The 23,979-nt window shown below is 53.5% G+C and carries 20 protein-coding genes and 1 other RNA gene; 7 read left to right on the forward strand and 14 right to left on the reverse strand.

The features are described from left to right. The first annotated feature begins 184 nt into the window (after positions 1 to 184). Positions 185 to 1,597, forward strand: a complete 1,413-nt coding sequence (pykF, locus tag C1N58_RS08965) for a pyruvate kinase PykF (RefSeq protein ID WP_033741152.1) — start codon at positions 185 to 187, stop codon at positions 1,595 to 1,597. Between the two features lie 306 nt (positions 1,598 to 1,903). After that, a complete protein-coding gene (locus C1N58_RS08970; RefSeq protein ID WP_006118977.1) occupies positions 1,904 to 2,140 on the forward strand; it encodes a major outer membrane lipoprotein in 237 nt (78 codons plus the stop codon). A gap of 244 nt (positions 2,141 to 2,384) precedes the next feature. Here the strand turns inward: C1N58_RS08970 and C1N58_RS08975 are convergent, their stop codons facing one another. The 7 genes from C1N58_RS08975 to sufA are packed head-to-tail and all read right to left on the reverse strand — an operon-like array spanning position 2,385 to position 8,984. After that, complete coding sequence (locus C1N58_RS08975; protein ID WP_324019829.1) at positions 2,385 to 3,347, reverse strand: L,D-transpeptidase family protein; 963 nt, start codon at positions 3,345 to 3,347, stop codon at positions 2,385 to 2,387. Between the two features lie 55 nt (positions 3,348 to 3,402). Continuing rightward, a complete protein-coding gene (sufE, locus tag C1N58_RS08980) occupies positions 3,403 to 3,819 on the reverse strand; it encodes a cysteine desulfuration protein SufE (protein WP_283786933.1) in 417 nt (138 codons plus the stop codon). Between the two features lie 21 nt (positions 3,820 to 3,840). Beyond that, a complete protein-coding gene (gene sufS, locus C1N58_RS08985) occupies positions 3,841 to 5,064 on the reverse strand; it encodes a cysteine desulfurase SufS (protein ID WP_282499009.1) in 1,224 nt (407 codons plus the stop codon). Next, positions 5,064 to 6,341, reverse strand: a complete 1,278-nt coding sequence (sufD, locus tag C1N58_RS08990; RefSeq protein WP_283786935.1) for a Fe-S cluster assembly protein SufD — start codon at positions 6,339 to 6,341, stop codon at positions 5,064 to 5,066. Before sufD ends, sufS begins: the two co-directional genes overlap by 1 nt. Further along, on the reverse strand, positions 6,316 to 7,062 hold the full coding sequence (sufC, locus tag C1N58_RS08995; RefSeq protein ID WP_006118973.1) for a Fe-S cluster assembly ATPase SufC: 747 nt from the start codon (positions 7,060 to 7,062) through the stop codon (positions 6,316 to 6,318). Before sufC ends, sufD begins: the two co-directional genes overlap by 26 nt. A 46-nt stretch (positions 7,063 to 7,108) precedes the next feature. After that, a complete protein-coding gene (gene sufB / locus C1N58_RS09000) occupies positions 7,109 to 8,602 on the reverse strand; it encodes a Fe-S cluster assembly protein SufB (RefSeq protein WP_033741147.1) in 1,494 nt (497 codons plus the stop codon). A 7-nt stretch (positions 8,603 to 8,609) separates the two neighbouring features. Next, positions 8,610 to 8,984, reverse strand: coding sequence for a Fe-S cluster assembly scaffold SufA (gene sufA, locus C1N58_RS09005; RefSeq protein WP_006118971.1), 375 nt, complete (start codon positions 8,982 to 8,984; stop codon positions 8,610 to 8,612). Positions 8,985 to 9,375: 391 nt separating this feature from the next. Here sufA and C1N58_RS09010 point away from each other — a divergent pair, with 391 nt between their 5' ends. Next, positions 9,376 to 9,780 (forward strand): hypothetical protein, encoded by a 405-nt coding sequence (locus C1N58_RS09010; protein ID WP_006118970.1) that lies wholly within the window; start codon positions 9,376 to 9,378, stop codon positions 9,778 to 9,780. Between the two features lie 30 nt (positions 9,781 to 9,810). Here C1N58_RS09010 and C1N58_RS09015 read toward each other — a convergent pair whose 3' ends face one another. Then, complete coding sequence (locus tag C1N58_RS09015) at positions 9,811 to 12,864, reverse strand: D-2-hydroxyglutarate dehydrogenase YdiJ (protein WP_394564811.1); 3,054 nt, start codon at positions 12,862 to 12,864, stop codon at positions 9,811 to 9,813. A 207-nt stretch (positions 12,865 to 13,071) separates the two neighbouring features. On the opposite strand from C1N58_RS09015, the gene ydiK reads away from it, so the two are divergent. Both ydiK and rprA read left to right on the forward strand, forming a co-directional pair. Continuing rightward, positions 13,072 to 14,166, forward strand: a complete 1,095-nt coding sequence (gene ydiK, locus C1N58_RS09020) for an AI-2E family transporter YdiK (protein WP_054633899.1) — start codon at positions 13,072 to 13,074, stop codon at positions 14,164 to 14,166. 259 nt (positions 14,167 to 14,425) lie between these two features. Beyond that, positions 14,426 to 14,535: antisense sRNA RprA (gene rprA / locus C1N58_RS09025), an RNA gene on the forward strand. Positions 14,536 to 14,740: 205 nt separating this feature from the next. Here rprA and ppsA read toward each other — a convergent pair. Continuing rightward, the gene (gene ppsA / locus C1N58_RS09030; protein ID WP_283786943.1) at positions 14,741 to 17,125 is read right to left on the reverse strand and encodes a phosphoenolpyruvate synthase; all 2,385 of its coding nucleotides are present in this window, start codon (positions 17,123 to 17,125) and stop codon (positions 14,741 to 14,743) included. A 439-nt stretch (positions 17,126 to 17,564) separates the two neighbouring features. Here ppsA and C1N58_RS09035 point away from each other — a divergent pair, with 439 nt between their 5' ends. Both C1N58_RS09035 and C1N58_RS09040 read left to right on the forward strand, forming a co-directional pair. Beyond that, complete coding sequence (locus C1N58_RS09035) at positions 17,565 to 18,392, forward strand: posphoenolpyruvate synthetase regulatory kinase/phosphorylase PpsR (RefSeq protein ID WP_006118966.1); 828 nt, start codon at positions 17,565 to 17,567, stop codon at positions 18,390 to 18,392. Between the two features lie 151 nt (positions 18,393 to 18,543). Then, positions 18,544 to 19,590, forward strand: coding sequence for a 3-deoxy-7-phosphoheptulonate synthase (locus tag C1N58_RS09040; RefSeq protein WP_283786946.1), 1,047 nt, complete (start codon positions 18,544 to 18,546; stop codon positions 19,588 to 19,590). Position 19,591: 1 nt separating this feature from the next. On the opposite strand, the gene C1N58_RS09045 is transcribed toward C1N58_RS09040, so the two are convergent. From C1N58_RS09045 to C1N58_RS09065, 5 genes are all read right to left on the reverse strand, one after another. Then, positions 19,592 to 21,028, reverse strand: coding sequence for a protein adenylyltransferase SelO (locus tag C1N58_RS09045; protein ID WP_394564812.1), 1,437 nt, complete (start codon positions 21,026 to 21,028; stop codon positions 19,592 to 19,594). A 91-nt stretch (positions 21,029 to 21,119) separates the two neighbouring features. After that, entirely contained in the window at positions 21,120 to 21,854 is a 735-nt protein-coding gene (locus C1N58_RS09050; RefSeq protein WP_006118964.1) for an EAL domain-containing protein, read from the reverse strand. 291 nt (positions 21,855 to 22,145) lie between these two features. Then, positions 22,146 to 22,604: an NlpC/P60 family protein gene (locus tag C1N58_RS09055; RefSeq protein ID WP_033741136.1), complete on the reverse strand. Its 459-nt coding sequence runs from the start codon at positions 22,602 to 22,604 to the stop codon at positions 22,146 to 22,148. Between the two features lie 66 nt (positions 22,605 to 22,670). After that, positions 22,671 to 23,420, reverse strand: a complete 750-nt coding sequence (btuD, locus tag C1N58_RS09060; protein ID WP_394564813.1) for a vitamin B12 ABC transporter ATP-binding protein BtuD — start codon at positions 23,418 to 23,420, stop codon at positions 22,671 to 22,673. Beyond that, positions 23,421 to 23,966, reverse strand: a complete 546-nt coding sequence (locus tag C1N58_RS09065) for a glutathione peroxidase (RefSeq protein WP_039340642.1) — start codon at positions 23,964 to 23,966, stop codon at positions 23,421 to 23,423. Positions 23,967 to 23,979 lie beyond the last annotated feature (13 nt).

The following is a 23,979-nucleotide window of genomic DNA, read 5'->3' on the forward strand; positions in this document are numbered from 1 at the left end:
GATTGTTTGCGCAACAACGTCCCGGTGGTTAAGCCAACTAACCACGCAACTTCTCTGCACGCCTGGCCTTCGTCACCTATTCTTATCCTGTATCACCCTTTTCTCTTTCAACCAGCGTTTTCATTTCGGTGCGCTGTCATCGAAACCCTATTTATCATCCATCACAACTTACAGATAACCCGTCATGAAAAAGACTAAGATCGTTTGTACTATCGGCCCAAAAACCGAATCCGAAGAGATGTTGACCCAGCTGCTTGAAGCAGGCATGAACGTGATGCGTCTGAACTTCTCGCACGGCGACTATGCAGAACACGGTCAGCGCATCACCAATATGCGTGCTGTCACCCAAAAAACTGGCATTCCTGCCGCTATTCTGCTGGATACCAAAGGTCCGGAAATCCGCACCATGAAGCTGGAAGGTGGCAATGATGTGTCACTGAAAGCTGGCCAGACCTTTACTTTTACCACTGACCAGAGCGTGATTGGCAACAGCGAACGTGTTGCGGTGACGTATTCTGGCTTTGCCAACGATTTGAAAATCGGCAATACCGTTCTGGTTGACGATGGTCTGATCGGCATGAAAGTGACTGAAGTCACCGAAAACAGCGTCATCTGTGAAGTCCTGAACAACGGTGATTTAGGTGAGAATAAAGGTGTTAACCTGCCAGGCGTTTCTATCCAGTTGCCTGCGCTGGCCGAGAAAGACAAACGCGACCTGATTTTTGGTTGTGAACAAGGCGTTGATTTCGTTGCCGCGTCCTTTATCCGTAAGCGCTCTGACGTGCTGGAAATCCGTGAGCACCTGAAGCAGCACGGCGGCGAAAATATTCAGATCATCTCTAAAATTGAAAACCAGGAAGGCCTGAACAACTTCGACGAGATCCTGGATGCGTCTGACGGCATCATGGTCGCCCGTGGCGATTTGGGCGTTGAAATCCCGGTTGAAGAAGTGATCTTCGCGCAGAAGATGATGATCAAAAAATGTAATAAGGCGCGTAAGGTTGTTATCACCGCCACCCAGATGCTGGATTCCATGATCAAGAATCCACGCCCTACTCGCGCAGAAGCCGGCGACGTAGCGAACGCCATCCTGGACGGGACGGACGCCGTCATGCTGTCGGGCGAAAGTGCGAAAGGCCGTTATCCGCTGGAGTCGGTCACCATCATGGCGACCATCTGTGAGCGTACCGACCGCGTGATGAAGCCGCGCATTGATGAGCAGAATGACAACCGCAAACTGCGTATCACCGAAGCGGTGTGCCGTGGTGCCGTTGAAACCGCCGAGAAGCTCGAAGCGCCACTTATCGTTGTCGCAACAGAAGGCGGTAAATCAGCGAAGGCCGTGCGTAAGTACTTCCCTAACGCCACCATCCTGGCCTTAACCACCAATGCCACCACAGCGCGTCAGTTGATTCTGAGCAAAGGTATTGAGACGCGTATGGTCAGCGAAATTGCCTCAACTGACGATTTCTATCGTCTGGGTAAAGAAGCGGCGCTGGAAAGCGGTTTTGCTCAAAAAGGCGATGTTGTTGTGCTGGTTTCTGGCGCGCTGGTGCCAAGTGGAACCACGAATACCGCATCGGTACACGTGCTGTAATACGGGGTTTATGGCTTTATTATCGAAAGCGCCTTAAAAGGCGCTTTTTTTATGGGCTTTGTAATACAGATTCCTGAAAACGCCAGCCCAAAACAACAATAAAAACGCCCCTGAAATTAAGGTTAATCCGATTAAATCTCTCTGTTTTAGCTAAATTTTTTTATCTTCTTCTTTGATCCGCTGTTTCTTTGAGCGAACGATCATGTTTAAGCATGTTCTTATCAAAAAATTATTCTCAAGTTAAAAAGCTTTGTGTAATACTTGTAACGCTACATGGAGATTAACTCAATCTAGAGGGTATAAATAATGAATCGTACTAAACTGGTACTGGGCGCGGTAATCCTGGGTTCAACTCTGCTGGCTGGTTGCTCAAGCAACGCTAAAATCGACCAGCTGTCTTCAGACGTTCAGACTCTGAACGCTAAAGTTGACCAGCTGAGCAACGACGTGAACGCAGTGCGTTCTGACGTTCAGGCTGCTAAAGATGACGCAGCTCGCGCTAACCAGCGTCTGGACAACCAGGCTCACTCTTACCGTAAGTAAGAGTTCTGGTTTTAAAAATGGTGCCCTTGTGGCACCATTTTTTTTGTCTGCTGATCCGCAACTAACGCCTTCTCTTTCACTGATGCCGCGTCGTTCGTCGACAGCACGTTTGCCCTGTCCTGCCTCGTTTACTGTCGCGACTGTCCGTTAGCCCCATTCCGCATCGGTTATGTCCAGGCAGGCCTGTCGCCTCAATCTGCTTCGGTTACTGCACTGACAGGACTCGCGCCCTGTCCCGCATTAATTAGTGTGCCGACAGGACGCTTGCCTCATCCCGCACCGGCTCACCGGCACTGACCAGCACCGGCATGCCCGAACGGCGCGTCAGCGTAGCGTTAATTAAGGCCTGGTCACTTTTCTCGCTCTTCATAAACGTCCTGAAGCCCGCACTTAAGGCCAGAGGCGCGGTTTGCGGATCGTCTTTCTCGCTGCGCGACAAGGGCTGATGGACTTCAACGTAACGTTTGCCATCGGGCTCAACGGTATATTTCACCGGTTGGTTAATCACCTGCACACGCGTTCCCACCGGCACCGCATTAAACAGCGCTTCAATATCGTCCGTGCGCAGGCGAATACAACCCGAACTCACGCGCATACCGATACCAAAATTGGCATTAGTACCATGGATAAGATATTGCCCGGTTCCCCGCGCCATACGCAACGCATGCAGCCCCATAGGGTTATCCGGGCCTGCGGGCACCACTGCAGGCAGGGTAATGCCCTCTTTCGCGTAGCGCTTACGAATATTCGCGGTAGGCGTCCAGGTGGGATTAGGGATTTTCTGGCTGATGCTGGTCACCATCACGGGCGTCATGATCCCCATCTGACCGATACCAATCGGATACACGATGACCTTGTTTTCACCTTTTGGGTAATAGTACAACCGCAGTTCCGCCAGGTTTACCACAATGCCTTCGCGTGGCGTATCCGGCAGAATCATCTGTAGCGGAATGGTCAGCTGCGTACCCGGCTTGGGCAACCACGGATCGGTGCCTGGGTTCGCTTCCAGCATGCCCAGCAGGCCAACCTGATAACGCGCAGCGATATCTTCCAGCGGGCGTTTATTATCTGGCACCTGGGTAACAAGATTTTCACCTGTCAGGCGGCTGCCAGGCGGCGGCAAGGGATATTCGGTAGCAAAACCGGGTGCAGAGAGCCCAAAACAGGTCAGCAGCAATGCACCGGCTATATAAAAAGCAGGTTTCATGCGATGTTCTCATCAGACAGTAAAAAGACGCCGGATGGCGTCTTTGGAGTGTATCTTAGCTGAGGTTCTGAGCGGTATGGCGAATTGACTTAATCATCGCCTCCAGCCCCTGCGAGCGCGTCGGCGTGAGGTGCTGAACGAGGGCCAGTTCGCTGAACCAGTGGCGAACATCCAGTGCCACGATTTCAGCGGGTTGCAGGTCCTGATAAAGGCTAAATACGATAGCAATCAGTCCCTTAACGATAGCTGCATCACTGTCACCTTCAAAGGCGATCGTACCGTCTGCCTGCGGGGTCATCTTGATCCACACCTGACTCTGACAGCCGGTAATGGCATTTTCAGGCTGGTGCAGTGTTTCAGACGATTCCGGGAGTTTGGCACCTAATTCAATGATGTACAGATACTTCTCTTCCCAGTTAGCGCAACGATTAAAGTTGCGCACCAGTTTCTCTTTTTCTGGCAACGTGGCCATGAATCACTCCGTTTACGTTGTTCAGCCGCCCAGCAGGCGATGAATACGCGTCAGACCTGCCGCCAGCCGATCCACTTCGTCTTCACTGTTGTAGAACGTGAAAGAAGCGCGACACATCGCGGGGACCTGATAATGGCGCAGCAGCGGCATAGCGCAATGGTGGCCGGTACGAATCGCGATACCGTACTGATCAAGGAAGCTGCCGACATCAAAGGCGTGATGTTTGCCCAGGTTAAAGGCAATCACACCGGTACGCTGCTGCGAACCGTAGATCTGGATATCCGGCACGGAGGCGAGCTTATCAAGCGCATAATTCATCAGGATTGTTTCCCGCTGATGAATCGTATCCAGTCCCAGCGCCTCAACATACTCCAGCGCGGCGCCCAGACCAATGATGCCACCGGTATTCGGCGTTCCGGCTTCAAAACGCCACGGTGCCGTATTCCAGGTGGTGCCGGTGGGCAGCAGGACTTCACCAATCATCGATCCGCCCCCTTCCCAGGGCGGCATGATGTCCAGCAGCGCCTTGCGGCCATACAGCACGCCAATGCCCGTTGGGCCATAGAGCTTATGGCCGGAGAACACATAGAAGTCGCAGCCGATATCCTGTACATCGACGGCGCTGTGCATCACGGCCTGCGCCCCGTCGATCAGGGTAACCACACCTGCTGCCCTGGCCTGCGCGACGATGGCTTTGACCGGATTCACCGTACCGAGCACATTGGACACATGGGTGACCGCCAGCAGGCGCGTGCGACTGTCAATCAGCCCCGCCAGTTGATCCAGCGCCAGCTCACCGTTGTCGGTCAGGGGCAGTACCCGAATTTCCGCACCACAGCGTTGAGCCACCATCTGCCAGGGCACGATATTCGCATGGTGCTCCATCTGCGTGATAATCAGGTTATCACCGGGTTGCAGTTGACTGCCCGCCCAGCTGTTGGCAACCAGGTTGATGCCTTCCGTCGTACCTTTAACAAAAACGATTTCTTCCGCAGAAGCCGCATTCAGAAAACGTGCCGCCTGTTCGCGAACGTTTTCCATATCGCTGGTTGCCTGCTGGCTGAGCGTGTGAATACCGCGGTGCACGGCGGCATAGCCGTGCTGGTAGAAATGGCTTTCGGCATTGATGACCGACAAAGGACGCTGTGCGCTGGCCGCGCTGTCAAGGTAAGCCAGCGGATGACCGTTGACCTCACGCTTCAGAACCGGAAAATCCGCTCTGATACGCTCGAGATCGAAGTTCATCATGAGTTGTCTCCTGGAAAACGCTGAGCAATGCGCTGGAGCACCGCCTGGCGAAGAACGGGGTTCTCCAGCGTTTCGGTTAACTCAGCCGCAAAGGCGTGAATGATCATGGTCTGCGCGGCATCCTGCTCAATACCGCGCGAACGCAGGTAGAACATCTGCTCGTCATCAATACGGCCTACGGTCGCACCGTGGCTGCATTTAACGTCATCGGCATAAATTTCCAGCTGCGGCTTGGTATCCACTTCGGCCAGGCGGCCTAACAGCAGATTGTTGTTGGTCATCTGACCATCTGTCTTTAACGCATGCTGCGCCACTTTGATGTGGCCGTTAAAGACCGCACGCCCTTTGTCACGCACGATGGTTTTGTGCATCTGACGGCTCAGGCAGTGGCCTTTGTTGTGCTCAAGATAGGTGCGGGTATCCGCCACTTCCTGATTCACGGGCAGCACCAGACTGTTCAAAGAAAGCTGGGTGTTTTCGCCATTGAGCTGCGTACTGGTGTTATGACGGCTTAAACCCGCACCCAGTAAGAAGCTGGTGCTGGTCACCTGCGCATCACGGTTAATCACGATGTCATTATGGGCAAAGTGATAACTTTTAGTGCTTTCAAAGGCCAGCTTGGTGTGCCTGAGCGTAGCATTATCAGCGACAGCAAAGGTAAAGCGACCGCCGGTGAAGTGCGCGCTGTCGTTCAGCGTGACATAGTGCTCGATGACTTCCGCTTCTGCACTCTCTTCCAGTTGCAGATGATGACGGTAATGAACGGTGTTCATGCCATCATCTTTGCCGCTGGTGATGTGCAGCAGGTAAAGCGGACGTGAAGCCGCCTTACCGCGCGGCAGACGAACATGGGTCACTTCTTCAGCCAGGCTTTCCGTCAGATGCAGAAAGACTTCTGGCTGAACGGGCGCAGGCAGATCGCGACGCTCAGCGGCAACGCTGTGCTGAATCTCGAAAAAATCAGTCCCGGTCGCGCTCAGCGCAGACTGGAATTTGCCGTCGACAAACACCAGACGAATGGCATCCAGCGGCAGAGCGAGCGCTTCAACCTGTGAAGCACTCACGTCCTGAGACTCAGGCAACACAAAGTGCTGTGCCAGCAGGCCATCCAGCGGCGTGTATTTCCAGTTTTCATGCTTGCGCGTGGGCAAGCCCAGACGCATTAACTGCTGCCAGTGCTGCTGTGCCTGCATGGAACGCAGTTCACCGCGCGATTCAAACAGGTGGTGCCACTGTTGCAGCGCAGTATCACTCTTCGTCGGTAAGCCAGCCATAACCCTGCTCCTCCAACTGTTTCACCAGCGAGAAGTCGCCAGATTTCACGATCTTGCCCTGATACAGCACATGCACAAAATCAGGTTTGATATAGTCCAGGATACGCTGATAGTGCGTGACAATGATGAACGCACGCTTCTCATCGCGCAGGCTGTTTACGCCGTTAGCCACGATTTTCAGGGCATCGATGTCAAGACCGGAGTCCGTTTCGTCCAGAATGCACAGATCGGGCTCAAGCGCGGCCATCTGCAGAATATCGTTACGCTTCTTCTCACCGCCGGAGAAACCGACGTTGACAGAACGGGTCAGCAGATCTTCAGGCATCTTGAGCAGATTAATTTTCTCTTCGATGAAATCCTGGAAATCAAAACGATCGAGCTCATCCTGCTGACGGTATTTGCGCACTGCGTTCACAGAGGTCTGCAGGAAAAACTGGTTGCTGACGCCAGGAATTTCAACCGGATACTGGAACGCCATGAAGATCCCTTCACCCGCGCGCTCTTCCGGCTCCAGCTCCAGCAAGTCTTTGCCTTTAAAGGTCACTGAACCGCCGGTGATTTCATAGTCTTCACGGCCAGCTAAGGTCGCAGACAGCGTACTTTTACCTGAACCATTCGGTCCCATGATGGCATGAACTTCGCCTGGTTTAATCTCAAGGTTCAGGCCACGTAAGATCGCTTTGTCTTCAACGCTAACCTGTAAATCTTTAATACTTAACATACTTATTCCTTCACATTGCTTCCGGCAACGCGTGTGACGGCGTCAATCAGCCCACACTGTGCTCAAGGCTGATGGCTAACAGTTTTTGTGCTTCCACTGCAAATTCCAGCGGCAGCTCAGAGAATACGTCTTTACAGAAGCCGTTCACGATCATCGAGATAGCATCTTCTTCACTGATGCCACGTTGCAGACAGTAGAACATCTGATCTTCGCCGATACGTGAAGTGGTCGCTTCATGCTCCAGCTGGGCGGTGTTGTTGCGGGTTTCAACATACGGGAACGTATGTGCACCACAATCTGGCCCAATCAGCATGGAATCACACTGGGTAAAGTTACGTGCGTTGGTGGCCGTCGGCATGATTTTCACCAAGCCACGGTAAGTGTTCTGGCTTTTACCGGCAGAGATACCTTTGGAGATAATGGTCGACCGGGTGTTTTTACCAATGTGAATCATCTTGGTACCGGTGTCCGCCTGCTGGCGTCCGCTGGTTAAGGCGACGGAGTAGAACTCGCCCACGGAGTGATCGCCACGCAGGATACAGCTCGGGTATTTCCAGGTAATGGCCGACCCGGTTTCCGACTGCGTCCAGGACATTTTACTGTGGTCGCCTTCACACAGCGCACGCTTGGTCACGAAGTTAAGGATACCGCCCTCGCCTTCACCGCCCGGGAACCAGTTCTGTACGGTGGAGTATTTCACTTCCGCATTCTTGTGGATGATCACCTCGACCACCGCTGCGTGCAGCTGATAGCTGTCACGGACCGGTGCAGAACAGCCTTCAATGTAGCTGACATAGCTGTCTTCATCAGCAATCAGGATGGTGCGTTCAAACTGACCGGTTTTCGCCGCGTTAATACGGAAGTAGGTTGACAGCTCCATCGGACAACGCACCCCTTTCGGGATGTAAACAAAGGTACCGTCTGACGCAACCGCTGAATTCAGGGCAGCGAAGAAGTTGTCGTTGGGCGGCACTACCGTGCCCAGATATTTCTTCACCAGCTCCGGATGATCGTGAATGGCTTCACCGAACGAGCAGAAGATAATGCCCTGTTCCGCCAGCTTGCTACGATAGGTGGTGGACACCGACACCGAGTCAAAAATGGCGTCAACCGCCACTTCCTTGCCTTCACGCACCGGTACACCCAGTTGGTTGAAGGCGTTTTCCACTTCCTGCGTCAGGTAATCGTTGGCAGGCGCCGCGCCTGAAGCCTGCGTGGCTCCCGGCTCCGACGCACAGGTATCGTCACAGTTGCCGCACGACGGCGCGGAATAGTAACTGTAATCCTGATAGTCGAGCTTTTCGTAGTGCGCTTTCAGCCAGTGTGGCTCTTCCATTTCCAGCCAGGCACGAAAAGCTTTAAGCCGAAACTCCAGCATCCACTCTGGCTCGTTACGCTTAGCCGAAATTGCGCGTACGACATCTTCATTGATGCCGTTGGCAAATTCTTCGGTTTGCAACTGGGTAAAGAAGCCCTCTTTATAATTGAGCTTGCCTTCCCACATTTGTACATCGTCAGATGTTTCGCTGTGTCGTGACATATTTCACTTACTCGACGCCAAAGCTTTCACCGCACCCGCAGGCGTGTTGAGCTTTAGGGTTATTGAATTTAAAAATTTGATTCAGGCCTTCACGGACGTAATCCACTTCAGTGCCATCGATAAATGGCATCGCCTGAAGCGGTACAAACAATGTTGCGCCGTAGTAGGTAAACTGCAGGTCGTCATCTTCTGGTTGCTTCACCAGATCCATGACATAACCAAAGCCGGCACAACCGGATTGTTTAATCGCTAAACGCAGGCCCTTGACTTCTGGGTTTTCTGCGGCCAGATTTAGAATTTGTTTCGCTGCGGTTTCGGTCAGCGTTAACCCTTTCCACACATATTCGTCAGGTGAGAAAGAGTCTGCATTCACGGATGACATGTTGCTACCTCTTGTGAGTCCGGACCTTTTCAGGCTATCCCCCTATGGTAGTGATCTCACTGATCACTTCAACCTCTTGTTTTGCAGGGATAATCATTAGGTGCTGTTTTTAACAGCGCATTTATTAAGCATAGCGTCTTCAGCCAGGCTTGCATTCGCAAAACAGGCAGGAAGCACGACCCCGTAACCTGTTAATAACTGGTGAATTTTAAAATCATCACTTTATGATAAACCCTTTATTGATAGGTTACGCCTTTCTGTGTTGTAAATAGATTGTTATTTCCGATTATACCGACAGGTGAAATAAATCGGAAAAAAATTCTCATTTGCCAATTGCAATCGCTGTTCAGTTGAATATGATAATTATTATCATTCAGCATCAGGATGCGTTATGTCGTTATCGGTTTCCGCCTGGCTTCAGCACAAACTTGATGAATACCGTTTTTCGGTTCGCGATCTCACTGTCGATTTTTACCTGGCGCAGGCCAGACTTGACCGGGCTGAGTGTACCGTTCAGCAGTTACGTCAGTTCAATGATACCTGTCTGGATATGGCAGAACTTTGCCAACTGAACGGTGACGACCAGAGTTATTTGCATGCCATGGGTAAGCTTCATCACCGACTGGTCGTAGAAATGCAAAATCCCGACCGGGATCGGCTGTTTCGCATTCAGGCTTACCAGCTGGCAAGACTGTCACTCACCCGGCTATGCCACCAGCTGGCCATTACAGGTGAATGGGAACAGGCGACGGTGCTCCAGAGTAACTTTGTCAAACATGCAGGCTGGATATTCTAATCCAGCCTGCGGTTGACGTCTCCTGCCTTTTTACACCAGCTCAAGCAGAGCCTGAAGCGGATGGCGCATACCATTGCCTTCAACACGTTTAACCTGGCTCCGGCAGGAAAAACCGGTTGCCAGACAGCGTTGACGCGGCAGCTTTTGCAACTGCGGATGCCATGAGAGCGCGTAAATGCCCAGCGAATTGTCCAGATTTTTGCTCTCGTGTCCGTAAGTGCCCGCCATGCCACAGCAGCCCACGTTGATGTTTTCCAGCTTTGCACCAAACCGTAAAAAAATCGCCTGCCACTGACCGGGCGTTGCAGGCAAGGCGGTGACTTCGGTGCAGTGCGCAAACAGGTACCAGGCTTCGCCGCTGGCAATCTGGACGTCACGTTCCTGCACCGCATTCTGCAACCATTCATGCACCAACAGCACATTGAAATCGCCCCGCGCCTCCCCCAGCGTCTGGCGATATTCATCGCGATAACACAGGACCGTTGCGGGATCGATGCCGACCATTGGCATGCCCAGCCGGGCGACGCGATTGAGAAAATCGGCGGTTTTACTGGCCGTGCGGGCAAAGCGTTGTAAAAAGCCTTTAACGTGCTGTGCCTTACCGTTTGGCGAGAAGGGCAACAGAACAGGTTGATAGCCGAGTTTCTCAATCAGCCTGATAAAGTCGCTGACCAGCCGGGCCTCATAGAAGCTGGTAAAGGGATCCTGCACCACCAGCACCGTTTTCGCCCGCTGCGCCTCCGTCAGCCCTTCAAGCTGTTCCAGCGTCATCTGCATTGCCGGATGGCCGCTCAGATGCTGTTTGAGTGTAGGTGAGGAAAGCAAGGGCAAATCCACCATGCCAATGTGCGTTTTGCTGAACGATGCGGCCCAGGGCTGTTTAAGGAAGAAGTTAAAGACCGTAGGCGCTTTTGCCATCACGGGCGCATAGCTTTCCACCGCGGCCACCAGATGATCGCTCAGGGGACGAAGATAGCGCGTATGATAAAGCTGCAAAAAACGCGAGCGGAAAGCCGGCACGTCAATTTTAATCGGGCACTGGGTTGAACAGGCCTTACAGGCCAGGCAGCCTGACATGGCGTCCTTCACTTCATGCGAAAAATCATATTCCCCTTTATTCGCATACCAGGTGTTCCGCATGCGGCCAACCAGCCCCCGCAACGACAACGTCTTCTCTGGCAATTTTTTCTCCAGCATCACCGGATCCACGCCCTGCTCTGCCAGCAAGCGCAGCCATTCGCGTGTTAAGGTGGCGCGCCCTTTAGGTGAATGAATGCGGTTGCGCGTGATTTTCATCGAGGGGCACATTGGGCTGCGCACGTCGAAATTGAAGCACAAGCCATTACCGTTACATTCCATCGCGCCACGCCAGGTGTCACGCACCTGTACAGGAATCTGGCGGTCATAGCTGCCGCGTTTGGTGGCATCCACCTGCATCATCGCCGCATCGCTGTTATAAGGCGTACAGATCTTGCCGGGGTTCAGCCGGTTATCGGGATCGAACGCCGCTTTGATACGGCGCAGTTCGTTGAACAGGGTGTCCCCGAAGAAGGCCGGACTGTATTGCGCGCGAAAGCCCTTGCCATGTTCGCCCCACAGCAGACCGCCATAGCGCGCGGTCAGTTCGACCACCTCATCAGAAATCTGCTTCATCATCATTTCCTGATGCGGATCGCACATATCCAGCGCCGGCCGGACATGGAGCACGCCCGCGTCCACATGACCAAACATGCCGTAACTCAGGCCATGGCTGTCAAGAAGCGCCCGGAACTCGACGATGTAGTCGGCAAGGTGTTCCGGCGGCACGGCCGTATCTTCGACAAACGGAATCGGCTTCGCCCGCCCTTTCGCATTGCCCAATAATCCCACCGCTTTTTTACGCATGTTATAAATGCGTTCGATGCTGTCCAGGTCGTTACAGCGTTGATAGCCAATGACGCCGCCTTCCTGCTGCGCGATCAGCGCATCAAGCCGGCTGCACAGTTGCGTCAGTTGCTGCTCAATTTTCGCTTCGTCATCCCCGGCAAACTCCACAATATTCAGCCCTGACATCGTTTTGTCGGGAACATCGGTGATCAGCGCTTTCACCGAGTGCCAGACGATGTCCTCCCGTGCCAGATTGAGCACTTTCGAGTCCACCGTTTCGACGGAAAGAGCCTGCGCCTGTACCATCAGAGGCGCATTGCGCAAAGCAGAATCAAAGGAGTCGTATTTGATATTCACCACGCGCCGCACTTTAGGCAGGGGCGTAATGTCCAGCCGGGCTTCACTGATAAAGGCCAGCGTGCCTTCTGCGCCGCACAGCAGGCGCGTCAGGTCAAACGTTTGCATATCGTCGCTGAAGACATGACGCAAATCGTAGCCAGTCAGGAAGCGGTTCAGTTTGGGAAATTTTTCCAGAATCAGGTCACGCTGTTCGCGACATCGCGTCAGGACCTGCTGATAGATGCGGCCCTCTGGCGTGGGCGTTTGCGCCAGGCTTTCGGCCAGCGCCGTGGGCATGGGCCGGGTATCCAGAATATCGCCCCCCAGCAGGACCGCCCGCAACCCAAGAACATGATCAGAGGTTTTACCATACACCAGCGATCCCTGGCCGGAGGCATCGGTATTGATCATGCCGCCCAGCGTAGCACGGTTACTGGTCGACAACTCTGGCGAGAAAAAGTAACCAAACGGTTTCAGATACGCGTTAAGTTGATCTTTAACCACGCCCGCTTCTACACGCACCCATCCCTGTTCGGTGTTAACCTCCAGGATACGGTTCATGTAGCGGGACATATCCACAATAATGCCCTGATTCAGTGACTGGCCGTTAGTGCCGGTCCCGCCACCGCGCGGGGTGAAAACCAGACTCGAGAACGCCGGGTCCCCCGCTACGCGGGCAATCAGCGCGACATCAGCCGTCGAGCGCGGAAACAGCACCGCATCGGGCAGCAGCTGATAGATGCTGTTGTCGGTTGAGAGAGAAAGCCTGTCGGCATAACTGGTGGCGGTATCGCCGGTGAAGCCCTGTTCTTTGAGGGTTTCAAGGAATGTCAGCACCCGCTGGATAAGACCCGGTGCCTGAGAAATCTGTGGGATCATGATTCTGTGACCAACGATGTTGTGTAGGTTTGCGTCTGTCGCGTGCGTTAATCTCCTGTTTTATCACATTTCTGTCAGCCCTGTCGTTTTTTCAGGAAAGGCTGAAACCATTTCTTTACAAGCCTGTTTAAACGCCCTCAAATAGCTCATGATGACGGGTCACTGTCATCCCCTGCGTTGACGGATCTCAAAGAGGTAATGCTTAAGATGAAAAGCCTGGAACGGCAGATAGACCTTCCCCAAATGTTGTTCACTCTGATATTCATTTTGCTGTTGATTGCCGCCTGCTTATGGGTGGTGCAACCTTTTATCCTCGGCTTCGCCTGGGCCAGCATGGTAGTGATTGCGACCTGGCCGTTGATGCTGAGAATTCAGCGACTGCTCTGGGGCCGGCGTTCTCTGGCCGTCATTGTGATGACCATTCTGCTTCTGCTGCTGTTTATTATTCCGGTTGCCCTGCTGGTGAACAGCCTGATTGATAACAGTGCTCCGGTAATTGCCTGGGCGACGCAGGGCCATATGCTGCCGACGCTGAGCTGGCTGAATGACATTCCTGTGGTCGGGGAAAAACTGTATGCCAGCTACCAGAAACTGGTGGCCGGCGGCGGTGCGGCCATCATGGCCAAGCTTCAGCCTTACGTCGGTCGTACAACAGGCTTCTTTGTTGCGCAGGCCGGACACTTTGGCCGGTTTATGATTCATCTGGCCGTGATGCTGCTGTTTAGCGTGCTGCTCTACTGGCGCGGTGAACAGGCGGCGCTGGGGATTCGCCATTTCGCTGTGCGCATGGCGGGCCGTCGCGGTGATGCCGCCGTTTTGCTGGCCGGGCAAGCCGTACGTGCGGTGGCGCTGGGCGTGGTGGTGACTGCGCTGGTACAGGGCGTGCTGGGCGGTATCGGGCTGGCCATCTCCGGCATTCCTTATGCGACCTTGCTGACCGTCCTGATGATCCTCTGCTGTCTGGTCCAGATTGGTCCCCTGCTGGTGCTGGTGCCCGCCATTGTTTATCTCTACTGGAGCGGCGATACGACCTGGGGCACGGTGCTGCTGGTGTGGAGCTGCGTCGTCGGAACACTGGACAATATTTTGCGTCCCGTGCTGATTCGTATGGGTGCCGACCTGCCGCTGATTCTGATTTTATCCGGTGTCATTGGCGGACTCATCGCGTTTGGCATGATCGGACTGTTTATCGGCCCCGTCGTGCTGGCCGTCTCCTATCGCCTGGTGTCCGTCTGGATGAATGAAGTGCCCAGACCACCGGTCGATCCGCTCAAAGCCTTGGACAAAAAGACGGATCAATAGGCCCTGTTCTGCATTTCATATGATTAGTAGTGGTTAAGTAGGCTGGCTGATTAAGATATCACCAGCCTTTTTTCCATTAGTAGTTTTTAAGATAAAACGCATATTTAGCGCTTTAAGCCCATTTTTCGGCCTGAAATGATTATTTTTCATACATAATAACTCTCCTGAACGCTCTTAATGATGGTCAAAATATTATTTCCTTTAAACTAATAAGAGGATTCTTAAAGACGCCAGCAAGCGGTATGAATAACATATTTAACAAGTTTGAAATCAACTCACTGATTTCTAAACACCCTTATTTCCCCTGAGTAGCGTAAAGAATTGCTGTGTGTAGTCTTTGCCCATCCCCTGTGATGGGCTTTTTTTTTTGCCTGTCGAAAAGGGGTTGCGCCCTCTTTTTACCGGTCAGGTTGTATGAACAGGCCGAAGAGCAACCTCGCCCCATATACGCTTTCCGCGCAAGTGATATCTCGACAACCGGAGCGGGTCAGCACTGATCAACCCCGTCTGTTTTTCCGCCGGGAATAAAAAAGCCAGCTTGCGCTGGCCTTAAAGTAACAGTGTAAACGTCGCGTCAGGCAGACTTATTCAGGGCCGCCAGGCTCAGCCACGTTTCCACGACGGTATCCGGGTTAAGTGACAAACTGTCGATGCCCTGCTCCATCAACCAGGCCGCAAAATCCTGATGATCCGAAGGCCCTTGTCCACAAATACCGACGTATTTACCCTGTTTTTTCGCCGCCTTGATCGCCATGGACAGTAAGGCTTTCACCGCCTCATTGCGTTCATCAAACAGGGCAGACACGACGCCGGAATCACGATCGAGCCCCAGCGCCAGCTGCGTCATGTCGTTCGAGCCAATGGAGAAGCCGTCAAAGTGCTGTAAAAACTGCTCCGCCAGCAGAGCATTTGACGGGATTTCACACATCATAATGACCTTCAGTCCGTTCTCACCCCGTTTCAGGCCCTGGCGACCTAACTCTTCGACCACCGCCTGCGCCTGGCCCACCGTACGTACAAACGGCACCATGATCTCGACATTGGTCAGTCCCATGTCATTTCGCACCCGCTTCACCGCTTCACACTCAAGCGCAAAACAGTCGCGGAAGCTTTCTGACACGTAACGGCCAGCGCCGCGGAAGCCCAGCATGGGGTTCTCTTCTTCCGGTTCGTACCGTTCCCCGCCGACCAGATTGGCGTATTCATTGGTTTTGAAGTCGGACAATCGCACAATCACCCGTTTGGGTGCGAATGCCGCGCCCAGGGTCGCGATACCTTCAGTCAGGCGCGCAATATAGAACTCGACGGGATCGTCAAAGCCTTTCATCAGCTGACGGATGTGTTGCTGCAACGCCGGCGGTTGTTGGTCAAACTCAAGCAGCGCTTTAGGATGCACACCGATCATGCGGTTGATGATGAACTCCAGGCGCGCCAGCCCAACCCCTTCATTGGGTAAGCAGGCAAAATCAAAGGCGCGATCCGGGTTACCCACGTTCATCATCACCTTCAGCGGCAGGTCCGGCATGGTATCGACCTGCGAACTGGTCACGTCAAAATCGAGCAGTTCGTCGTAAACATAGCCGGTATCCCCTTCCGCACAGGACACGGTCACGGTATGACCTTCTTTCAGGCGCTCGGTGGCATCGCCGCACCCGACCACCGCCGGAATCCCCAATTCACGCGCTATAATCGCGGCATGACAGGTACGCCCCCCGCGATTGGTGACAATAGCGGAGGCCTTTTTCATGATCGGTTCCCAGTCAGGATCGGTCATATCAGTCACCAGCACGTCACCTTTTTCGATACGGTTCATTTCGCTGATGTCATGAATCACCTTAACCGGCCCGGCACCAATGCGATGGCCAATTGCACGGCCTTCAATGACCACATTTCCCTGGCCTTGCAGGGTGTAACGCTCCATCACCTGACCATTTGAGCGCACGGTTTCCGGTCGCGCCTGCACGATGAACAGCTTGCCGGTATGCCCGTCTTTTGCCCACTCAATATCCATCGGGCGCTTATAGTGCTGCTCGATCAGTACCGCCTGCTGTGCCAGCGCCTGAACTTCGCTGTCGTTCAGGCAGAAGCGGTCGCGTTCCGTTTCCGGCACATCCTCGATTCGCACCTGCTCGCCGTGCTCACGTGAATCGGCATACACCATCCGCACTTTTTTCGAGCCCATGTTGCGGCGCACGATTGCCGGACGCTTCGCGGCCAGTGTGGGTTTATGCACGTAAAACTCATCCGGGTTGACAGCGCCCTGCACCACCATTTCGCCCAGACCCAGCGCCGCCGTGATAAACACCACCTGATCGAAGCCAGATTCCGTATCAATGGTAAACATCACGCCTGATGCGGCCAGATCGGAACGGACCATACGCTGTATGCCTGCCGACAGGGCAACACCCCGGTGATCGTAGCCCTGATGCACACGGTAAGAGATGGCACGATCGTTAAACAGGGATGCGTAAACATGTTTCACCGCTACCATCACAGCTTCGATGCCCTGCACGTTCAGAAAGGTTTCCTGTTGTCCGGCAAAGGAAGCATCGGGCATATCTTCTGCGGTGGCCGAGGAGCGTACGGCAAAAGAGGCCTCGGCATCGTCTGCTGAGAGCTGTTCGTAGGCCGACAAAATGGCGGCTTCAAGTTCAGGCTGGAAGGGCGTTTCGACGACCCACTGACGAATCTGCTTACCTGCTTTCGCCAGTTGATCAACATCATCAATATTGGTGTCATCCAGCAATGCATAAATACGCTGGTTCAGACCGCTCTGCTCAAGAAACTGATTAAAGGCCCAGGAGGTGGTCGCGAAACCATTGGGTACCGAAACCCCCAGAGAGGATAAATTAGTAATCATCTCACCCAGAGACGCATTTTTGCCTCCTACCCGATCAACATCATGCATGCCAAGCTGGTTGTACCAGAGTACTAACGGCTGTTCGCCTTTATTGGACATTGAACTGATCCTTTATTAATGAATGGGCACATGGAAAATCCTGCTATTAACACAATCAGCCTGGCATAACGTTTTGGCAAACACGATCTGTTGAATCGTTAAAGCAGATTCTGCACGGCAGTTTCAGACTATAACCCGCTTTTTTAAGACGTTGCGCAAAGGATTATTTTTATCACAACCCACTCATTTAAAAGTATTTTTCATTTCAGGGTCCTCTAAAGCGTCGTTTTTGTTGCGCAACAAGGCGGGTGGAAAAGGCAGCTTCAGGCGCGATTTTCATGGCAAATCTGTGGCGGAGAAAAGGAATACTTTCTGTCGGTTATGCTAAAACTGTACGACAAATGGTTAAGCCAGACTTCACATGCCCCCGCTGGGATTCGCGCGCCTGAACTTAACCCTGCTCCGTCTTTTCACGACTTCCTTGCACGAGGCATGCTCCATGACCACCGACAGAAGCGTTTTTTATATCTCCGACGGCACTGCGATTACCGCCGAAGTATTAGGCCACGCGGTGCTATCGCAGTTTCCCGTTAACACCAACAGTGTCACCCTGCCGTTTGTTGAGAATGTTCAGCGCGCGCAGGCGGTTAAAGCGCAGATCAATGCCCTTTTTCAGCAAAGCGGCGTGCGTCCACTGGTCTTTTTTTCTATCGTCACGCCGGAAGTGCGCGACATCATTCTGCAAAGTGATGGGTTTTGTCAGGACATTGTTCAGGCGCTGGTCGCTCCGCTTCAGCAGGAGCTTGGTCTCGCACCGGCTCCGGTCGCACACCGAACGCACGGACTGGATGCCAGCAATCTGGGCAAATACGATGCGCGTATTGCGGCGATCGATTACACCCTGGCACATGATGACGGCATTTCACTGCGCGGCCTGGAAGACGCGCAGGTCATTCTGTTAGGCGTTTCCCGTTGTGGTAAAACCCCCACCAGCCTCTATCTGGCGATGCAGTTTGGTATTCGTGCCGCGAACTATCCGTTTATTGCCGATGACATGGATAACCTGAAACTGCCGCCCGCTCTGCGCCAGCATCAGCATAAACTGTTTGGTCTGACAATTGACCCGGAACGCCTGGCGGCCATACGTCAGGAACGCGCGGAAAATACCCGATATGCTTCCCTGCGTCAGTGTCGACTGGAGGTGGGCGAAGTGGAAGCGCTGTTCCGTACCCACCAGATTCGCTATCTCAACAGTACCAACTATTCCGTGGAAGAGATCGCTACCAAGATCCTCGATATTATGGGCCTGACGCGCCGCATGTACTGATTCGCCGCCGGCAGCGCCCTGTAACGTGGCGCTGCCGTAATTTTGCCTGTCATTGTCACGTTGGTGCTTGAATTCACAAGCTAATGGTTTATTGTGACCCTCATCACTTCCCGGTATTCCACCGCTGCGAAGAACACATTTAGAGAACACCATGAATAAAACTGACGAACTGCGCACGGCGCGCATTGGCAGCCTGATCTCTCCTGCCAGTCTGGCAGCTGAATATCCGCTTTCCTCCGCCATGGCCGATAATATCACCGCAGCACGCAAGCGCATTGCGCGTATCCTCACGGGCGACGATCCCCGTCTGCTGGTCGTGATTGGTCCCTGCTCCCTGCATGACCCGGTGGCGGCTTTAGACTATGCCCGGCGTTTAAATGCGCTGCGCGAGCAGTATCAGGACCGGCTGGAAATCGTGATGCGGGCCTATTTTGAAAAGCCACGTACGGTGGTCGGCTGGAAAGGCCTGATCTCCGATCCGGATCTGGACGGTAGCTTTGATGTGAACCGCGGCATCGGCATTGCCCGTAAGCTACTGATTGATATCAACGCCCTCGGCTTACCCACAGCAACGGAGTTTCTGGATATGGTGATCGGGCAGTTTATTGCCGATCTGATCAGCTGGGGGGCCATTGGAGCCCGCACCACTGAAAGCCAGATCCATCGTGAAATGGCCTCTGCGCTCTCCTGTCCTGTCGGCTTCAAAAACGGCACCGATGGCAATGTGCGTATTGCTGTGGATGCCATTCGCGCTGCCCGAACCAGCCATATGTTCCTGTCGCCGGATAAACAGGGGCAAATGACCATTTACCAGACCAGCGGCAACCCGCACGGCCATGTGATTTTACGTGGCGGTAAACAGCCCAATTATCATGCCGCCGATGTCGCCGAGGCGACTGCCTGCCTGAATGAATTCGGCTTAGCGCCACAGTTGGTGATTGATTTCAGCCACGGCAACTGCCTGAAACAGCATCGTCGTCAGCGCGACGTTGCTGCTGAGGTGGCTGAACAGATCAAAGGAGGTTCACGCGCGGTAGCGGGCGTGATGATCGAAAGTTTTATCGAAGAAGGCAATCAGAAAGTGGTGAGCGGTGAGCCCCTGACGTACGGTCAGTCCATCACCGATCCCTGCCTCAACTGGCAAGACAGCGAAGCTGTACTGGCCCTGTTAGCTGAGGCAGTTACTCACCGTTTATAACTTAGCTGGAACAACTGACTTCCAGTGATTTGCCCCAGTCCGGCGGCCGTTGACGATACACAGCGGCCGTCGCGTCACTGAAGGGCTGCTGAAGCACCTGATGTAAACGGGCCAGCGCCCCGCTCTCACCCTGCTCCGCCGCCTCGATCGCCTGCTGTGCCAGATAATTTCGCAATACCAGCGCCGGATTGGCCGCTTTCATCACCTGTTGGCGCGTCGCATCGCTGACCTGCTCCTGCAACAAACGGGTGCGGTAATCCTGATACCAGCGATCAAAGGCAGCGCGATCGATAAATTCATCCCGTAACGGCGATCGCTGTTCTGACTGCTGCGTTTCACTGAGCAGGCGGAACGTCAGCGTATAATCGCGCCGTTCCTGACTCATTAAGCTGAGCAGACCGGTCAGAATCGCGTTATCCCCTGCCTCTTCGGTCAGAAAGCCCAGTTTCGCCCGCATCCGCTGGCCCCAGACGCGCATCAGTTCGTTTTCATAACCGCTCAGCGCCTGCTTTAGCTGCTCTGTACTGAGTAATCCTGACAGGGCATGCGCCAGACGATTAAGGTTCCACAGACCGATCATCGGCTGATTCTCGAAGCTGTAGCGCCCCTGGTAATCACTGTGATTACAGATAAAGTCCGGCTGATAGTCATCCAGAAAACCGTAAGGGCCGTAATCCATCGTCAGGCCAAGGATCGACATGTTGTCGGTATTCATCACACCATGCGCAAAGCCCACGCTCTGCCACTGCGCAATCAGGCGTGCTGTGCGCAGGACGATATCGGCGAACCACAGATAATAACGGTCGGCGTCCTCCGCCAGATGCGGCCAGTGATGACGAATGGCATACTCCGCCAGCTGTTTGACCTTGTCAGGCTGCTGGCTGTAAAAGAAGTGTTCGAAATGGCCAAAGCGCAGATGACTCGGCGCGATCCGCATCAGCATTGCACCGCGCTCAGCGGTTTCACGGTAAACCGGCTCATCGCTGATGGCTATCGTTAACGCGCGCGTGGTCGGGATCCCCAGATGGTGCAGCGCCTCCGAGGCCAGAAACTCACGCACCGTCGAGCGTACCACAGCACGACCATCGCCCATGCGAGAATACGGCGTCAGCCCTGCGCCTTTTAAATGCCAGTCGAGACGGCTGCCGTCTTGCTGGCGCTGCTCACCCAGCAGAATGCCGCGCCCGTCACCCAGCTGGCCTGCCCAGACGCCGAACTGATGGCCACTGTATACCTGCGCCAGCGGTTGCATACCCGGCAACAGTGACGCACCGTACCAGACACCGTGCCCCTGCCCGGTAAACAGATCGCTCTCCAGCGCCATTTCGTGCGCCAGCGGACCGTTGTGATATAACAGTCTGCCACCGGCAAGCGGGGTGGGATGTAAGGCGGTATAAGTACCCGAAAGCTCTCGAAACCAGCTGTTGTCAAAGACCATGTCTACTCCCAAACGACACCGGGTATCGTATGATAAAACCCACAGTGTAGCGTTGATAGCCGGGATTAAACAGGCGACAGTCGTGCAAATATCAGGGAGAGTGCAGGAATTGCTCGGAGTAGATCAAGGACTCAAATGCATCAGATTTCACCACCGGGAACAAGGCACCCTGCAGATGCACATTACTTAGATGGCTAACTTTATCCAGTAAAATTTCGTCATCTACGCCACAAATAATCATCCGATCGCAATGGCTACGGAAATTATCAATGATGCTTTGCATAAATGGTAAAAAAGAAGCACGTTTAGCAAGCGACTGAATAAAGTGTTTGTCCAGCCTGATACAGCTAAACAGATTATCGTAAACGGCAGTCGTCGACGATTTCCCCGCGCCAAAATGCGACAGAGACAATTTAAACTCACCATATAACGCCGCGAGAAGCGGATTATTTTTTCCCAAATGGAGCGAGAGAAACGTTTCGCTGATATCCAACCTTAAAAAGGGCAGTTGTTTTATTTTACGCGTCAGAAACTCACTTTCGAGCAGGGTGCTTGCCATGCCCTCGTCTGTGGGCATAAAGGCCAGCAGATTGTGCGTTTCGAAAAAGGTCTGATGCTTTTCCAGTAACGAAACCTGCCGCTGCAGCAGGCGCAGGCGCTGTGTCTCATCAAGCTGCGGCAACAGAACATCCTGCGGCAACGTGATAGGCGCACTTTCGTGGACGAACTGGGTAGCCAGCTCAATAGCGGTTAAGTGCCCTTCCTGGGAACAGGCGGCATAAAACCAAATTTCCGACTCATAGTCGGCCGACAGATGAATTTTCATTTTACAGCCAGTATATGTGGCGATAGTGCATCGTATATGATTAAAAACTTACTGGCAATAGTAGCAAAGGACTGATGAGATAGATATTTTTAGGCCATTACTGGCTTTAGTTTTAAGAAAATAAACTTTAAGCCAAATAATTTTTGGGACAATTCTGTAAAGTATGAAAAAGATTCCCGCTCCCAATGTTATAAATAAAATGAGTTGGTTAAAGCCAAATTAGGAATATTTTTTAGATCCGGTCATTTTCTGAATTAATCCGCACTAACCGGGCGGGCTTAGGTTGACAAATTATATGCGTCGCGCCTGCCAAAACACTTTCCGCCAGTAGACATTATCCAGCGAGGATCGAATGACGCCCTGACTGGTTGAAGCATGGATGAAGGCGTTATCCGTGTCGTAAATGCCCACATGTAAGCCATTTTCGCCACTGCCGGTCCTGAAGAACACCAGGTCGCCGGGCAGAAGGTCCTCTTTGCTGATACGCGTGCCGATATCACTCTGGGCGGCGGTACTGCGTGGGAGCTGCAAATCAAACTTATCCCGAAATGTCAGATAGACAAAACCCGAGCAGTCAACGCCCTTGCGGCTCATGCCACCATAGCGATACGGTGTTCCCCGCCAGCTCCCCAGTTGATCGTTGAGCTGCGCAATAACGGTAATGGAGTCAGAGAGGCGACCATTGACAGGCGGTGCACGATGGCTACAGCCCACCAACAGTAACACCACGAACAGCAACCCCATGCGCATCACAGCTCATCCTTAATCAGTTATAACGGGGTAAATGTAGCGGCAAAGCCCGCCACGTGGCAAGTCTCAGGGTAAAACCGTTAGCAGCGGACGGCCTTCCAGGATGAGTTGTCGGAAAGGGATACCGTAGAGTGGCGTGAGCTGTTCCGGGCGCAGGACCTCACAGGGTTTGCCCTGTGCCACAACCGCGCCCTGATGCAACAGCCAGACCCGATCGGCATGCCACAGGCTGTGGTTAAGGTCATGGCTGCTGGCAATCACACAAACCCCTGCACGACAGAGTTCCTGAATCAGATTATCGACAGCGTGTTGCTGCGCCACATCCAGCGCCGTCATGGGTTCGTCAAGAATCAGCAGTTTACCGTCCGCATTAATCTGCGGATCGATTTGTGCCATGACCGCACAGAGCCGGACGCGCTGCCATTCGCCCCCGGAAAGCTGATTCAGCGGTCGGGAGAGTTTTTCTGTCAACTGCAGCCGGGCGAGTAAGCTCATTAACCGCGCATCATTGTGTGGCCCTGAAGACGCCAGATGCAAACGAAGATAGTGATAAACCGGCATCATGCCAAGTGGCAGCTGCTGTTGAGGCAGCCAGCCGCGTACCCGGGCCAGCGCCGGTCCGGGCCAGTCAGCCAGCGCTTTATCCTGTAAAGTCATCTGACCGGTTATCGGCTCCAGACCGGCCAGCGCGGACAACAAGGTGCTTTTGCCCGCGCCATTCGGCCCCACCAGATGGATCAGATGCCCGGCATGAAGCGCACCGCTTACCGGTTGCAGCCGTCCGGCAACGGCGACCGCTTGCAGGCTGAGTAACACCTACTTCGCCAGCGCGACCTTAATCGTTTCCAGAATAATCGGGTCTTCTGGCGACATATCGGGCGAGAAACGCTGGATCACGCTGCCGTCACGTCCAATCAGGAATTTTTCAAAATTCCACAAAATATCCCCTGGCGCTTTTGGTGCCCGGCCTTTACTGACCATACGCTCATAAAAGCCACTTTCTTCCGGCCGAACGGCATCCGGTTTTGCGGCCACCAGCTGCGCATAAAGCGGATGACGATGTTCACCATTCACCTCACATTTTTCGAACAGAGGGAAGGTCACACCGTAGGTGGTGCTGCAAAACGTCTTGATTTCTTCGCTGGTGCCGGGTTCCTGCTCCAGGAACTGATTGCACGGGAAACCCAGTACACTGAAGCCCTGGTCATGCCAGGCTTCATGAATATTTTCCAGTGCTTCGTATTGCGGCGTTAAACCACACTTCGAGGCCACGTTCACCACCAGCAGGACGTTGCCCTGCCAGGCAGACAGCGTGGTTTTCTCACCATCCAGCGTAACCAGTTCAGTTTGATAAATGCTCATACAGGGTTCCTGT

The organism is Pantoea sp. SGAir0180, from assembly GCF_043546245.1.